Genomic DNA, 14,082 nt, shown 5'->3' with positions numbered 1-14,082 from the left:
ATCATTTACATCCGAACTTTTCCTTTAGCTTTTTTTCCACATAGGGATGGACCAGACCTTTTAGACAGCCACAGTAAGAGGCAATATCCCTAACTATGGTGGAGCTTATATGAATGTAATCTTGGGAAGGCATAAGAAAAACGGTTTCCACCTTTGCCAGCTTGTAATTATTTAAGGCTATTTGAAGCTCATACTCAAAATCGGTAAAGAGCCTCACCCCACGCACCACTATTTCAACTTTTTCCTTTTTCATAAAATCCACAAGAAGGCCATCAAAGCTTTTAACCTCAACCTTTTTAAGATCCTTTACCATTTGGCTAAACATATCCACACGCTCTTGTGCGTCAAAGAGGAGGCTTTTCCTTGGATTTTTGGCTATGGCCACTATTACATGGTCAAAGAGCTTTAAGGCTCTGTTGACTATATCTAAATGTCCCAAGTGTGGGGGGTCAAAAGTGCCTGGGTATACAGCTCTTTTCATTCTTCTTTCCTCCATATAGATAGGACCGTATCGCCATAAATCTTTTTCTTTTGAGGAGAGAAGTCAAGTTTTTTGGAATGTTCAAGGATAAAAATACCACCTTCTTTTAGGTTTTTAATGGCAAGTTCAATCAATTTATCATAGAATTCATAGTCGTATGGAGGGTCGGCAAAGATCACGTCAGCTCTATGCTCTGTGTGTTCTAAAAATTTTAGTACATCGCCTACTATCACCTTACCCCTGCTTTTTTGCCTTATCTTTTCCGCAATCTTAGGACTTTTTTCCACAAAGATAACCTCTGCACCCCTTTCTTCTGCCAACATACCTATCTGACCTGTTCCGGCAAAAAGGTCAAAAAATACAAGACCTTCAATGTCTCCAAGCATGTTAAATACTGCCTGTTTTACAAGGTCAGAAGTTGGTCTAATTTTTTGTTTTCTTCTTGCTTTTTTCACAAAAAGTATTATAATTTATTTTTCTGTGTTTAAGGAGGTTTTTGCTATGAAGCAGTTAAAACTGCTACAAAAACTTGATAAGGAGGAGTGCAAATGGTCAAAGCCCTCGGACTGCATATCCTAGCAGACCTTTATGGGGTCCACCCTGACCTTATTGACAGGGTGGAGGATGTGCGCCAGCTCCTTGAGAGCGCCGTCAAGGTAGCAGACCTAACCAAAATCTCTTCCCACTACTATCAATTCCAACCACATGGTGCCACGGGCGTGGTACTTCTTGCAGAGTCTCACATATCCATCCACACGTGGCCTGAGCATGGTCTTGCTACCGTTGACGTTTACACCTGCGGAGACCCCACAAAGGCTTACAAGGCTATGGACTACATCATAGCCACCCTTGAGCCTACAAGGGTTGATAAGCAGGTGCATGAAAGAGGTTTAATCGGCCAGTCCGAGGCTGACCATTTACGAAGTATTTTGTTAAAAATATAAATTGAACGGGCGACCCAAAAGGGTCGCCCAAGGGTTCAAAAGAGAAAGCCTACTTCCACACCAACCCTCATTTGATCCTTTTTGTTGTTTACAGTAAAGGGTTTGTCCGCTTTTACGTATGATAGCTCTCCTCTAACAAGGAAAGGACCCTTTGTATAGGCTGGTGTTATGGTAAAGGTCCACCCCTTGTTTCCATCTCCCAAGCCCACCAAGTCTATACCACCTGCATCGGAGTTGTCTTTAACATACTCTATCCTGCTTGAGATAGTGAAAGGCTTAAGGTCATAGGAAAAGTGTATACAGCCTCCGCTTGCCTTTGCCTTCTCTGGCACTTGGGCCGTTGCATCCTTTGGAGCTTCCACATACATAAGGTCCGTACTCAAGGACAGGGACCCAATGCTGTATGTGGCTACAATGTTATACTCCCTTTTGTTGGCAGGATTGGCCGTGCTGTTGGGCCTTGAGCTTTTGTCTGGAAGTATGAAGTTAAAGGATATGGATGAATCCTTTGTGGGTGTAAGGCCTAAAGAACCTTCTAGAGCAGGCTTGGGGTGTGTGGTGCTAAGTGTATAAAAGCCATCATTTATACCTACCTTTACGTTAAAGAGGTCTGTGCTGTATGTTAGCCTTACACCGTGGTGTATAACCGGTTGCATGTTCCATATGAGGCCTCTCTGTATGTACTTGTTGAGGTATGTAAAGGCGGACTCGTAACCAAATATGGTGGGAAGCTTACCAGCTTGGATGGATAGACCCTTTACTGGCGCAAATTCCAAGTAGGCCATAGGTAGCGGGCTAAAAAGGTCTGTGGTTGTAGATGTCTTTGGAATACTGACCCCAACCACAGGTATGGCGTAGGCACCACCAATGAAGGTAAAACCTACTGGCTCTGCAGGCTTTGATATGCTTATTATGGCAGAACCTACATCGTAGCGTGTCTTTTTGTCTGTGCCGGCCTTGTTGTTGGTGTAGATGGTATAGCCTGTTAGGGCACCGCCTATGTTGAGAGTTCCTATAGGCTCCAGCTTTAGCTCAAGGGCTTGACTTTGGCTCAAACCACCTAAGGCCAACAGAACTAAGGCTACTCTCTTCACCATGGCTCACCTCCTTTTAGTTTTTAAAAAAGGACCTATAAAACAGGTCCGCCTTGGACCTGTAGCTTGGATAAAGCTTTTCTGCCTTTTCAAGTATAAGGTTTAGGTTATCACTGTCGGAAAACCAGTCCCTTATCATATCCATGGTTACCTCCATATGAAACTGCAAAGCAAAGGAATCTCCATACCTAAAAGCTTGTTCTTGGAAAAGGTTTGAAGAGGCTAGCCTTATGGCTCCAAAAGGTAGGTCGTAGGTGTCTCCATGCCATTGGAAAACCATAGCCTTTCCCGATGGGTCAAGGATGTTTTTAAAGACATCATCCTTTATGCCTTCGGGCGTTGCCTTAATTTCACACCACCCTATTTCCTTCGCATTCCCTGGATATACCCTACAACCCAACACATGAGCAAAAAGCTGGGCTCCCAAGCATATTCCAAGGACCTTAATACCCCTTTTTAGGGCACCCTCCATAGCCAAGGCCACCTTTTTAAGAAAGGGATATTTGTCCATCTCATAAACACCCATGGGCCCTCCAAGAACTACCAAGTAGTCATAACCATCAAGGGGTGGTATCTCTTCTCCAAGACCAGCCTCAACTATTTTGTAGCTTGCTTCATTTTCTTTCAAAAACTCCTCTATGGTGCCGGGTCCTTCAAGGGGCGTGTTTTTTATGATTAGGACCCTCATGGCTTTCTCCTTACAGGTTGTAAGCCTTTTCTCCGTGCTGGCTTTCATCAAGGCCAAACACTTCGCTCTCTTGGTCAACCCTCAGACCTACTAAGGCCTTTATGATGAAAAGGATGACGGCCGTGGCTATGGCCACATAGACAATGGTTACGCCCACCGCTATGAGCTGTATGAATAGCTGGGAGGGATTGCCGTAGAGAAGGCCCTTTCCAGCTTCATTTATGGCTGGGTTGGCAAAAATACCTGTGAGTATGGCTCCAAGGATTCCTGCCACACCATGAATACCAAAGGCGTCAAGAGCATCATCATAGCCGAGCTTTGGCTTGAGATAGGCCACTGCAAAGAAGGGTATTATGCCAGCAAGAAGCCCTATTATGAGGCTTCCCTTTATGTCTACAAAGCCAGCCGCTGGTGTGATGGCCACAAGGCCAGCAACGGCACCAGAAGCAAGCCCCAAAAGGGTAGGCTTCTTTGAGTAGATCCACTCTGTAAACATCCAAGAGAGGGCTGCCATGGCCGTAGCTGTGTTGGTGTTTATAAAAGCTGCAGAGGCAAGCCCATTGGCACCCAAAGCGGAACCCGCATTAAAGCCAAACCATCCAAACCACAAAAGGCCAGCACCTATTACCACAAGGGGTAGGTTGCTTGGTACAAGGGTTGCTTCATTGCGTTTACCCAAGATCAAGGCACCCACAAGGCCAGCAATACCAGCGTTTATATGCACCACCGTTCCACCTGCAAAGTCAAGGGCTCCAAGCTTCATAAGAAAGCCACCACCCCATACCCAGTGGGCTATGGGAACATAGACCAAGCTCATCCATAGTATGGCAAAGAGAACCCATGCGGAAAACTTCATCCTCTCTATGTAAGAGCCGCTCACAAGGGCCACCGTTATGGCTGCAAAGGTAAGCTGGAAAGCTACAAAGATAAACTCCGGTATGGTTCCCTGAAGGCTTTTGACCTCCACACCATTTAGAAAGAGCTTAGAAGGGCTTCCTATAATACCACCTATATCTGTGTTAAAAGCCAGCGTATAGCCGTAGATGATCCAAAGCACAGAAGCTATGCAGTATGCCACGAAGGACATGGCTATGGTGTTCAAAGTATCCTTCCTTTTTGCCATACCGCCATAAAACATGGCAAGGCCCGGAAGGGTCATAAGCATAACAAGGGCTGTAGCCACTATCATCCAAGCCGTATCGCCTGTATCCAGCTTGGGAGTTTGGTCCTGAGCAAAGGACAGACTAACTAAAAGTAGTGGTATAATACTTCCTGCGCGACGCATTCTATCTCCTCCTTTGCCCGGCTACAAAAGGTGCCGGGCGCATTTTTAAACTATTTAAATATCAAAGTAAAGCTCAAATTCTTTGGGATGTGGTATGAACCTTATCTCATCCATCTCCTTACGCTTGGACTCTACCCATACTTGTATCAACTCCTCTGTGAATACTCCACCCTTTAGAAGGAACTCGTAATCATTTTCCAACGCCTTTAGGGACTCTTCCAAGGAGCCAGGCAATTGAGGTATGTCCTTTAGTTCTTCTGGTGGTAGGGAGTAAATGTCCTTATCAAAGGGTTCTCCTGGGTGAATGCGATTCTCTATACCGTCTATGGCAGCCATAAGTATGGCGGCAAAGGCAAGATATGGGTTGCAGGTGGGGTCTGGGAACCTTATCTCTATCCTCTTAGCCTTTGGAGAGGCTGAGTACATGGGTATACGAATGGCAGCGGACCTGTTCCTTGCAGAGTAAGCAAGCCTTACAGGTGCTTCAAAGCCTGGCACAAGCCTGTGGTAGGAGTTTATGGTAGGGTTTGTAAAGGCTGTGAGGGCTGGACCATGCTTTAGAATGCCACCTATGGCATATAGGCATGTTTCGGACACTCCTGCATATTCAGAACCTGCAAAGAGGTTTTGGCCCTCTTTCCATATGGAGAAGTGGGTATGCATACCAGAACCGTTGTCGTTTGGAAGCACTTTTGGCATAAAGGTGGCAAACTTTCCATACTTGTGGGCCACCATACGGACTATGTATTTGTAAAGGAAAAGCTTGTCTGCTTGATTTACTAAAGAATCGTACCTTATATCTATCTCACCTTGGCCTGCGCTGGCCACCTCGTGGTGATGAAGCTCTACCACAATACCAAGCTGGGACATTATGGAAACCATCTCACTTCTAAGATGATGTACTTTGTCTAGTGGTGGTACGGGGAAGTATCCTCTTTTGTGAGGTATTTTATATCCAGAGGATGTTATCTCTCTATTCCACCAACCCTCTTCAGAGTCAACTCTCCAAAAGGCATAGTTGGCGCTTGTTCCAAACTCTACAGAATCAAATATAAAGAACTCTGCCTCTGGACCATAATAGGCTGTATCTCCTATGCCAGTTTGTTTTAGGTACTGTTCAGCCTTCTGGGCTATGTAACGCGTGTCCCTACCATACCTTTCCCTGGTAACAGGGTCATAAATATCACATATCATCACAAGGGTTTTGGGCTCCATAAAGGGGTCTATAAAGGCAGTGGCTGGGTCTGGAATGGCTATCATGTCCGATTCGTTTATGGACTGCCATCCTCTTATGGAAGATCCGTCAAAACCTCTACCTTCTTCAAAGGTATCAAGAGACAGCTCATAGGCTGGGATGGTCAGGTGTTGCCATTGACCAAACAGGTCAGAAAACCTTAGGTCCACATACTGGACCCCTTCCTGCTCAATAAGGCTTAGAACTTCTGCTGGTGAATACTTTGGCATCTTATACCTCCTTTTATAAGATTTCATATTGCTTGCTCACCTCTTTCACCCGTGCGTATTCTTATCACATCCTCAACGGGTATTATGAATATCTTTCCATCCCCAACTCTTCCCGTTTGGGCCGTTTTCATTATGGTTTCTACCACCTTTTCCACATCCTCGTCCTTTACAACCACTTCAATCTTCACCTTTGGAAGAAAGTCAATCACATACTCTGTCCCACGGTAGATTTCCGTGTGACCCTTCTGTTGACCAAAACCCCTTACCTCTGTAACAGTCATACCGCCTATGCCTATCTCCGCCAAAGCATCCTTTACTTCGTCAAGTTTAAAGGGCTTTATTATGGCTTCTACCTTCTTCATCTTTAACCTCCTACATCTTATTTTTGCAAAAATTGTGCCAGCTATAAGAAGCTGGCTAAGAGTTAATTTTACTACTTTCTATATGTGGGTGGGCTTCAGACTTGTGTAAAGTTGTTTACAAAATTGTAAAAATGCTTACCCTTGCTTGGAGCAAAATCTCAACTCAAGCGTGGCGTGGGCTATGCTCTCAAAGTTTGAGATTATCCTCTCAAAATACTCTATGCTTAGGTCCTCATCCGTTTCTATACCCACTATGCAGGCATACCTGTTTCTACCAATTCTCAAAAGGTGTATATCATAAACCCTACCTTTACCGTCCTTCTCTATAGCTTCTATGATCTGCTCCACAAGGGGATTTTTGCCTTCCCTATCAAGAAGTATGTGCGCTGTTTCTTTCATAAGTCCGATGGACCACCTAACTATTAGGAAAAAGCCTACAAGACCCATTATAGGGTCCATAAACCAAAGGCCCCAAAACTTACCAGAAAGAAGGCCTCCAATGGCCAATATGGAAGTAAGTGCATCAGCAAGCACATGAAGGTAAGCCCCACGCAGGTTAAGGTCATGGTGATGGTGGTGAGAATGATCAGGGTGAGAATGATCATGATGTGGATGATCATGGTGATGAGCATCGTGTAAAAGATAGGCGCTTAAAAGATTCACCCCCAAACCCAAAAGGGCTACAAGAAGAGCCTCATCGTACTTTGTTTCCCCGCCTCTTATTAACTTTGAAAGGGCCTCTTGCAAAACCAAAAAGGAAACAAAGAAAAGCAAAATACCGCTTGTGTAGGCTCCTAATACTTCAATCTTCCATGTTCCAAAGGTAAAACTCCTTTCCTTCGACCATCTTTTGGCAAAATAATAGGCCATGTAGGCTATGCCAAAGGCCAAAGCATGGGTAGCCATATGTATGCCATCGGCCAAAAGGGCAACGGAGTTGAAAATGTACCCTGCAACTATCTCCAAAAGCATGGTTATAAGGGTTATGAGAAGAACTATTAAAACCCTTCTTTGTGCTTTACCCTCAGGCGTATAAAAATCGTGTTCATGCTTGCAAACCATAGAAAAATTATAGTTTTTAAACTCTTAAAGGTGCATGAGAGAACTCATTCTATAATCTGGGCGTATGGGAGGAATTTAGATTTATCCCAAGCCTTCCTTTACATCTAACTGTCCCACTTATTTTTATTACCACTTATTTTTATTACAGAATTAAATGAAGCAGTATACGCCGAGTGAGAGATTCGTCCTTTGTAGTAGCAGGTTTTGAACCTGTCAGATTATAAAACATCGGGCGGAGTAGATTTTTTATTAGTAGTTGCACGGATGCCGTGCTTCTACATTTCTTGTCTCATTTATTTTTTTTAACAAAAAGGTATAATGGCATCCCCGTTGCTTAATTAATTTCTCACCCAGCGTATTAATGATAAATAAAACATCAATTATTTCTCACTCAATAGAATCATCTATCCATCTAAGGTAATCCTCATTGCCAGCCACTATGGGCAAAGCTATTATCTCGGAAACGGTGTATGGATGGACAGATTTTACACCTTTTAAAAGCTCTTCAAACTTTTTGGCGGAGGTCTTGACTATAAGTAGGGATTCCTTGTCCCTTTCTATGTTGCCCTTCCACCAATATATGGAATTGACTTCTGGCACTACGTTTGCACAAGCACCAAGCTTGTTTTGGATTATAAATTCTGCCAGCTCTTGGGCCTTTTCCACCGGAACAGTGATCAAAACCACATAGTAGCCAAGCATATTTCTTATTTTAATCCAGCTTTCCAAGGTAGGCCAAGATGGCCGTTATGGTGGCCGGTGTAATGCCGTCAATCCTTCCCGCCTGTCCTACTGTAAGGGGCCTAAACTTCTTTAACTTTTCCTTTGCCTCATTGGTGAGCCCAGGGATCTTATCATAGTCCAGGTTTGGGTCCAGAAGTATGTCTTCAAGCTTTTTTAGCCTCTCGTTTAGCTTTTTCTCCCTTTCTATGTAAGGCTCATACTTTAGCTGTATCTCCACCTCTTCCTTTACATAAGAGTGTTCTGGAACTTCAAAGCCAAAGTTCCTTAGGTCCTCTATGGAATACTCTGCGGTAAGAAGTTGGGAAGGTGTATAGCTTTTTATGTCTGAGCCTATGGCCACGGAGACCTTTTGATTTTTATAAAACTCTATCCAGCTTTCTATCTCTTTCTCCAACTCTTTTACCAGTTTATACTGCTCGTGGCTCAAGAGGCCAAGGTTGTAGCCAAGCTCTGCAAGCCTTAAGATGGCATTGTCTTGTCTCAGTTGCAATCTGTATTCGGACCTTGAGGTAAAGAGCCTGTAAGGCTCCATCACACCTTTGGTAACAAGGTCATCCACCATTATGCCTATGTAGCTTTCATCCCTTCTTAAATATATAGGCTCCTTTCCAAAGGCCCTTAGGGCTGCGTTTATGCCAGCCAGTATGCCTTGACCTGCAGCCTCCTCGTATCCTGTGGTTCCATTTAAGTTTCCCGCATGGAAAAGTCCCCTTATCTTCTTTGTCTCAAGGGTTGGGTATAGCTCGGTGGGTGGCACCACATGGTATTCTATGGCATAGGCTGGCCTTATGAGTTCTACCTTTTCCAAGCCTGGTATGCTTCTGTACATCTCCCATTGGATTTCTTCCGGCAGAGAAGTGGAAAGGCCGTTGGGATATATCTCTATGGTGTCCCAGCCTTCTGGCTCCAAAAAGACTGTGTGCCTGTCCTTGTCCGCAAACTTTACCACCTTGTCCTCTATGGAAGGGCAATACCTTGGGCCTATGCCCTTTATAAGGCCACCGTAGAGGGCAGTCCTGTGAAGGTTCTTCCTTATGATCTCATGGGTCTTTGGCGTGGTATAAGTTATCCAACAGAGGGCCTGTTTTTTGCCCTTTTCAAACCAATAGGTGCCAACGGGCTCTGTCCAGAAGGAAAACTTGGGTGGTGGGTCATCACAGGGAGCTGGCTCAAGTACAGAAAAGTCTATGGTTCTTTTGTCAAGCCTTGCTGGCGTGCCTGTCTTAAACCGGACAAGGGGAAAACCATGCCTTTTGTAGAATTCTTCCAAGCCTGTAGAAGGTGGCTCCCAAGCCCTGCCCGCCGGGAAGGTTTTATCACCTATGTATATAAGCCCGTTTAAAAAGGTCCCTGTGGCAACCACCACAGCCTTTACCCTGTATTCAAGTCCCAACTTTGTTTTGACAGCCACCACACGATTGTCTTCTACGATTATATCCACCACCTCATCCTGTTTTATGTAAAGGTTTTCCTGGTTTTCGCAGACTCTTTTCATGTATTCTCTGTAGAGCTTTTTGTCCGCCTGAGCCCTTGGAGACCATACGGCCTTGCCCTTTCTTGTGTTTAGCATCTTGAACTGTATGCCCGTATGGTCTATGGCTTTGCCCATCTCTCCCCCAAGGGCATCTATCTCCCTTACCACTATACCCTTTGCTATACCACCTATGGCCGGATTACAAGACATTTGGCCTATGGTGTCTGCATTTAAAACAAACATTACCGTCTTTGCACCCATACGGGCAGAAGCCAAAGCAGCCTCTATGCCCGCATGCCCACCACCTATAACCGCCACATCAAACTCTTCAACCAGCATAGGAATAAAATATAAGACCTAAAAGCGTTCCTTTGTGGATACCTCTTCCACCAAGTTCCCGTTAGTATCATAAAGCCTAAGTATAGCCTTTGTCTGCCCTACCCTTACCTCCGTTCTCTTCTTACCACCTTTGTATTGGCTTATAAGCTCCCTTGTGCCATCTTGCGTATAAAGGATCTCGTAGGTGGAGTTAGAAGTAGTGATAACCATCTTGCACCAGTTTATGTTTTCATAATCCACTATGCCCTCCACATAGGCATAGCCATTCAGCTTTAAGCCTTTTGGACACCAATTGGTGGTTTGAGTTGCCTCAGGCTTTTGACCTTGACAGGAGATAAGAAACAGAAAGGGTAGTAAAGTTATACCAAGCCTTCTCATAATAACGCAATTTTAAACCACAACCTGCCTTAGGGCAAGCACATCATCGGTGGCTATGGCATCCACTCCCCTCTCAAAAAGTTCCTTTGCCTTATTTATATCGTTTACAGTCCAGGCAACAACCTTAAGCTTTAGCTTGTGGGCAAAATCCACAGCCTTCTGGGTGGCAAGGGGGTATTTTGGCAATACAAGAGAACATCCAAGCTTTTTAGCCTCTGGTATCATGCCCGGCGGCTTTGCATAGACAAGGCCTGTGGCCACCTTACCTTTGGCTATCTCAAGGGCCTCAGGATAAAAGCTTATAAGGGCCGTCCAATCTGAGGCCTTTTTCTCCTCCAAAAGCTTTAGCACATCTTTTGTGTCCTCTGGATGTTTTATCTCCAAAAACATACCAACCCTACCATTTACAAGGTCAAGGGCTTCATCAAGCTTTGCAAGGCGATAGCCATCTTTATGCACCCCTTTTAAATCCTCCCACAGACTTTCCCTTACGTTTTTGCTTACACCAAAGGTCCTTTCCAAGCTCTCATCATGGCTAAGCACAAGCACACCATCCCTTGTTTTTTGAATGTCTACCTCCACAATATCCGCACCATGCTTTATGGCACTTTCTATGGAATTAAGAGTGTTCTCAAGCTCCCTCACAGGATGCCCCCTATGTCCCACAAGCACCTTTTTTGAAAAAAGTTCTAAAAGCTTCATGTGTATAATATTTTACATGGCAGGGCATAGTCATTGGGCGCAGATAAAACATAAGAAGGCAAAGGTAGATGCACAAAGGGGTAAGATATTTACAAAGATAATACGTGAAATAACTGTGGCCGTCAGAGAAGGGGGACCAAACCCAGAAACAAATCCAAGGCTTAGGACTGCCATAGAGAATGCAAGAAGGGTAAACATGCCCTCAGACACCATAGAAAGAGCCATAAAGAAGGGAACGGGTGAGCTGGGTGGAGAAAACTACGAAGAGGTATTATACGAAGGCTACGCTCCTAACGGTGTGGCCCTTATGATACTTACCTACACGGACAATAGGAACAGGACCACCTCCGAAATTAGGCACATACTATCCAAGCACGGCGGAAATCTTGGGTCTTCTGGTTGTGTATCCTTTTTGTTTGATAGGGTGGGTATTATTGAAGTGCCAAAGGAAGGTGTAAGCGAGGAAGAAATATACGAAAAGGCCATAGAGGCTGGCGCAGAGGATGTGGAGGTGGGAGAACTAAACTATATCCTATACACAAAGCCAGAAGACCTATACCCTGTAAAGGAAGCCCTTAGCTCAATGGGCCTGCAGATAGAAAGGGCAGAAATAGCTTATAAGCCCAACAGCCTTGTGCAAGTTAATGATGTGGAAACAGCAAAGAAGATATTGAAGCTTATGGACGCCCTTGAGGACCTGGATGATGTGAAAGAAGTTATAGCCAATTTTGATATACCAAAGGAAATAATGGAACAAATTAGCCTCTAAAGTAGCCTGTCCAAAAGCACAACAAGGAAAAAGACCACGCTTATATATCCGTTCACTGTGAAAAAGGCTTTGTTTATCTTTGAAAGGTCATGGGGCTTAATAAGAGAATGTTCATAATAGAGAAAGCCGGCTATGGCCAAAAGGCCCAAAAGGTATAAGGGACCTAAAAACTCCACTCTAAGGGCTAAAAGGAAAAGGAATAAAAAGGTCAAAAGGTGCAACGCCCTTGATATAAACAAAGCACCTTCTATGCCAAACTTTACAGGTATAGATTTTAAGCCGTGGCTTTTATCAAAATCGTAATCCTGAAGAGCATACAGAATATCAAAGCCCGCAACCCAAGAACCCATGGCAAGACCAAGAATTAAGGCGTTTAAAGAAAAACGCTCGTTAAAGGACACATCAATGGCCAATGGTATGAGAAGATAGACCATACCAAGAACAAAGTGGGGATAGTAGGTGATCCTTTTGGCATAGGGATAGAGCCAAAGAAGGAAAAGCACCACAGGAGAGAGCAAAAAGGCATAGAGGTTTATCATAAGGGAAGAAAAGATAAAAAGGCCAGAGGAAAGGATGATGAGCCTTTTTATCTCTTCCTTTGAGACCTCGCCCCTTGCATGGACCCAGTTTTTTGTGCGAGGGTTTAGCTCATCTATGGGCAGGTCTATAAGCCTGTTTAGCGCCATGCCCGCAGTCCTTGCGCTTATAAAAGCAAGGATAACCCAAAAGAGCTTCCAAAGAGAAGGCATATCTTGGTAGAGGAGGACAAGGCTGGCAAGAGCAAAGGGCAGGGCAAATATGGTATGTTCAAATTTTGTTAATTCAAGGTATTTTTTCATCATATGTCAAATATAACCTCCGCCACCCATAAGTCTCCTTCCTTTTCTACCTTAAGGTCGTGATATGTGGCAGCCTTTATAACAAGCCTTGGCTCGTGCTTTTGTGGGTCAAACCTACTACCCAAAAGCTTTACCTTTGCATAGTTTTCCTTTAGGTCAAGCACCTCACAGGCGGAAGCCACAAACATCTCCGTCTCATGCAACACTATAGCCATGTTTATAAGGTCTGCGAGGAGAAAGGGAAGCTCGGAGCTAACTTCTATAACCCTTTCCTCCTCCGCCTTTACCGTGTCTATGGGCGTTATCTCATTAAAGGTGGCCAATAGGCTTTTGCAGATGAGGTCCTCAAGGCTTTTGGCACGCACCCTTATACCAGCATCTGCAGTAATACGGTCTATGGTCTCGTAAAAACTCATAGCCCAAGCACGTCAAACATAGAATAAAAGCCCGGTGCTTTACCCTTTATCCACCTGCCTGCCTCTATTGCACCCCTTGCGAATATGTCCCTTGAGGTGGCCCTGTGAGTAAGCTCAAGCCTCTCACCAAAGCCAAAAAAGTAGACCGTGTGTTCTCCTACCACATCTCCACCCCTCAAAGCCATAACACCTATTTCTTTGGCTTCCCTTTCTGAAAGACCATCCCTTCCATGAACTCTCTTTTCAAGACCCATAGTTTGGCAGAGTATCTCTTCAAGCTTTAGAGCAGTGCCACTGGGAGCATCCTTTTTAAAACGGTGATGTATTTCCATAACTTCCACATCAACGCCCTTATCTCTTAGGACCCTTCCAGCGATCTCTACAAGCTTAAATAGTAGATTTACTCCAAGGCTCATGTTGGGAGAAAGGAGTATGGGTGCATAGGAAGAGTGGGACCTTATTTCTTCTATCTCTTGTTGGCTAAAGCCCGTAGTGCCTATAACCATGCCTTTGCCAGCAAGGGCGGAAAGCTTAGCATGGGAGACTGCAGCGGTAGGATTTCCAGAGAACTCTATAACCACATCGCACAAAGGCAATACCTCTTCAAGCCTTGGAGTGAGTGGAAGGCCCTTTAGTTCTTGAATGCCAGAGGCCTCTCCAAGGTCTTGGGACCTTATACAGTCGGGGTGTTCCACACCAGCAACCACTTGAAAGTCTGAATATTCAAGGGAAAGCCTAAGGATGCTTTTGCCCATTCTCCCAAGGGCGCCACAAACTACGGCCTTTGTCATTCTTCCTCCTCTTCACCAAAGATCATATCCTCAAGCTCTTCAACGGCGTCCTCCGCCTGGTCTGGTGGCACCACGGAAGGGTATAGAGCCACTTGGATGCCTTCTGTGAAGAGGAACTTGCTTAGTATCTCTTGGAGCTTTTCCAGTTCTTCGGGAGTAAGGTCTCCCCTTATGCTCTCTTCCACAGGCTTGTTGGTAAAGAAGAAGCCTACCAAGCTAAAGGGGACTGCATAAAGTTGTTCTTCCATGA

At 44.7% G+C, this 14,082-nt stretch carries 18 protein-coding genes; 2 read left to right on the top strand and 16 right to left on the bottom strand.

The features are described from left to right. Position 1 precedes the first annotated feature (1 nt). The gene (coaD, locus tag ACZ5GB_RS06430; RefSeq protein ID WP_464326403.1) at positions 2–481 is read right to left on the bottom strand and encodes a pantetheine-phosphate adenylyltransferase; all 480 of its coding nucleotides are present in this window, start codon (positions 479–481) and stop codon (positions 2–4) included. Next, positions 478–936 (bottom strand): RsmD family RNA methyltransferase, encoded by a 459-nt coding sequence (locus ACZ5GB_RS06425; RefSeq protein ID WP_464326402.1) that lies wholly within the window; start codon positions 934–936, stop codon positions 478–480. The genes coaD and ACZ5GB_RS06425 overlap by 4 nt, the downstream gene beginning before the upstream one ends. A gap of 93 nt (positions 937–1,029) precedes the next feature. Here ACZ5GB_RS06425 and speD point away from each other — a divergent pair, with 93 nt between their 5' ends. Further along, positions 1,030–1,425: an adenosylmethionine decarboxylase gene (speD, locus tag ACZ5GB_RS06420; protein WP_464326401.1), complete on the top strand. Its 396-nt coding sequence runs from the start codon at positions 1,030–1,032 to the stop codon at positions 1,423–1,425. A 35-nt stretch (positions 1,426–1,460) separates the two neighbouring features. Here the strand turns inward: speD and ACZ5GB_RS06415 are convergent, their stop codons facing one another. From ACZ5GB_RS06415 to ACZ5GB_RS06370, 10 genes are all read right to left on the bottom strand, one after another. Then, a complete protein-coding gene (locus tag ACZ5GB_RS06415; protein WP_464326400.1) occupies positions 1,461–2,522 on the bottom strand; it encodes a porin in 1,062 nt (353 codons plus the stop codon). Between the two features lie 13 nt (positions 2,523–2,535). Continuing rightward, the gene (locus ACZ5GB_RS06410; protein WP_464326399.1) at positions 2,536–3,207 is read right to left on the bottom strand and encodes a type 1 glutamine amidotransferase; all 672 of its coding nucleotides are present in this window, start codon (positions 3,205–3,207) and stop codon (positions 2,536–2,538) included. A 10-nt stretch (positions 3,208–3,217) separates the two neighbouring features. Next, positions 3,218–4,492, bottom strand: a complete 1,275-nt coding sequence (locus tag ACZ5GB_RS06405; protein ID WP_464326398.1) for an ammonium transporter — start codon at positions 4,490–4,492, stop codon at positions 3,218–3,220. Between the two features lie 54 nt (positions 4,493–4,546). Beyond that, entirely contained in the window at positions 4,547–5,956 is a 1,410-nt protein-coding gene (gene glnA, locus ACZ5GB_RS06400; protein ID WP_464326397.1) for a type I glutamate--ammonia ligase, read from the bottom strand. 23 nt (positions 5,957–5,979) lie between these two features. After that, positions 5,980–6,318 carry a nitrogen regulator P-II GlnB gene (gene glnB, locus ACZ5GB_RS06395; protein ID WP_464326396.1) on the bottom strand — a complete coding sequence of 113 codons (339 nt, stop codon included), beginning with the start codon at positions 6,316–6,318 and terminating at the stop codon, positions 5,980–5,982. Between the two features lie 135 nt (positions 6,319–6,453). After that, positions 6,454–7,380, bottom strand: coding sequence for a CDF family Co(II)/Ni(II) efflux transporter DmeF (gene dmeF, locus ACZ5GB_RS06390; protein WP_464326395.1), 927 nt, complete (start codon positions 7,378–7,380; stop codon positions 6,454–6,456). 387 nt (positions 7,381–7,767) lie between these two features. Beyond that, positions 7,768–8,082, bottom strand: coding sequence for a divalent-cation tolerance protein CutA (gene cutA, locus ACZ5GB_RS06385; protein ID WP_464326394.1), 315 nt, complete (start codon positions 8,080–8,082; stop codon positions 7,768–7,770). A 10-nt stretch (positions 8,083–8,092) separates the two neighbouring features. Continuing rightward, the gene (gene mnmG / locus ACZ5GB_RS06380) at positions 8,093–9,937 is read right to left on the bottom strand and encodes a tRNA uridine-5-carboxymethylaminomethyl(34) synthesis enzyme MnmG (RefSeq protein ID WP_464326393.1); all 1,845 of its coding nucleotides are present in this window, start codon (positions 9,935–9,937) and stop codon (positions 8,093–8,095) included. Positions 9,938–9,955: 18 nt separating this feature from the next. Next, positions 9,956–10,315, bottom strand: coding sequence for a hypothetical protein (locus ACZ5GB_RS06375; RefSeq protein ID WP_464326392.1), 360 nt, complete (start codon positions 10,313–10,315; stop codon positions 9,956–9,958). Positions 10,316–10,327: 12 nt separating this feature from the next. Further along, positions 10,328–11,017 carry a glycerophosphodiester phosphodiesterase gene (locus tag ACZ5GB_RS06370; protein WP_464326391.1) on the bottom strand — a complete coding sequence of 230 codons (690 nt, stop codon included), beginning with the start codon at positions 11,015–11,017 and terminating at the stop codon, positions 10,328–10,330. A 16-nt stretch (positions 11,018–11,033) separates the two neighbouring features. Here ACZ5GB_RS06370 and ACZ5GB_RS06365 point away from each other — a divergent pair, with 16 nt between their 5' ends. After that, entirely contained in the window at positions 11,034–11,786 is a 753-nt protein-coding gene (locus ACZ5GB_RS06365; RefSeq protein ID WP_464326390.1) for a YebC/PmpR family DNA-binding transcriptional regulator, read from the top strand. Here ACZ5GB_RS06365 and ACZ5GB_RS06360 read toward each other — a convergent pair. Genes ACZ5GB_RS06360 through ACZ5GB_RS06345 form a run of 4 tightly spaced genes read right to left on the bottom strand, consistent with a single transcriptional unit; the run spans position 11,783 to position 14,080 of the window. After that, positions 11,783–12,628 carry a UbiA-like polyprenyltransferase gene (locus tag ACZ5GB_RS06360; protein WP_464326389.1) on the bottom strand — a complete coding sequence of 282 codons (846 nt, stop codon included), beginning with the start codon at positions 12,626–12,628 and terminating at the stop codon, positions 11,783–11,785. The two genes, ACZ5GB_RS06365 and ACZ5GB_RS06360, sit on opposite strands and share 4 nt — an antisense overlap. Continuing rightward, the gene (locus ACZ5GB_RS06355) at positions 12,625–13,041 is read right to left on the bottom strand and encodes an archease (RefSeq protein ID WP_464326388.1); all 417 of its coding nucleotides are present in this window, start codon (positions 13,039–13,041) and stop codon (positions 12,625–12,627) included. The genes ACZ5GB_RS06360 and ACZ5GB_RS06355 overlap by 4 nt, the downstream gene beginning before the upstream one ends. Beyond that, positions 13,038–13,832, bottom strand: coding sequence for a 4-hydroxy-tetrahydrodipicolinate reductase (gene dapB, locus ACZ5GB_RS06350; protein ID WP_464326387.1), 795 nt, complete (start codon positions 13,830–13,832; stop codon positions 13,038–13,040). The genes ACZ5GB_RS06355 and dapB overlap by 4 nt, the downstream gene beginning before the upstream one ends. Then, a complete protein-coding gene (locus tag ACZ5GB_RS06345; RefSeq protein ID WP_464326386.1) occupies positions 13,829–14,080 on the bottom strand; it encodes a hypothetical protein in 252 nt (83 codons plus the stop codon). Before ACZ5GB_RS06345 ends, dapB begins: the two co-directional genes overlap by 4 nt. Positions 14,081–14,082: the final 2 nt, after the last annotated feature.

It is taken from the genome of Hydrogenobacter subterraneus (genome assembly GCF_055390195.1).
This window is presented reverse-complemented; position numbering and strand designations above follow the sequence as displayed.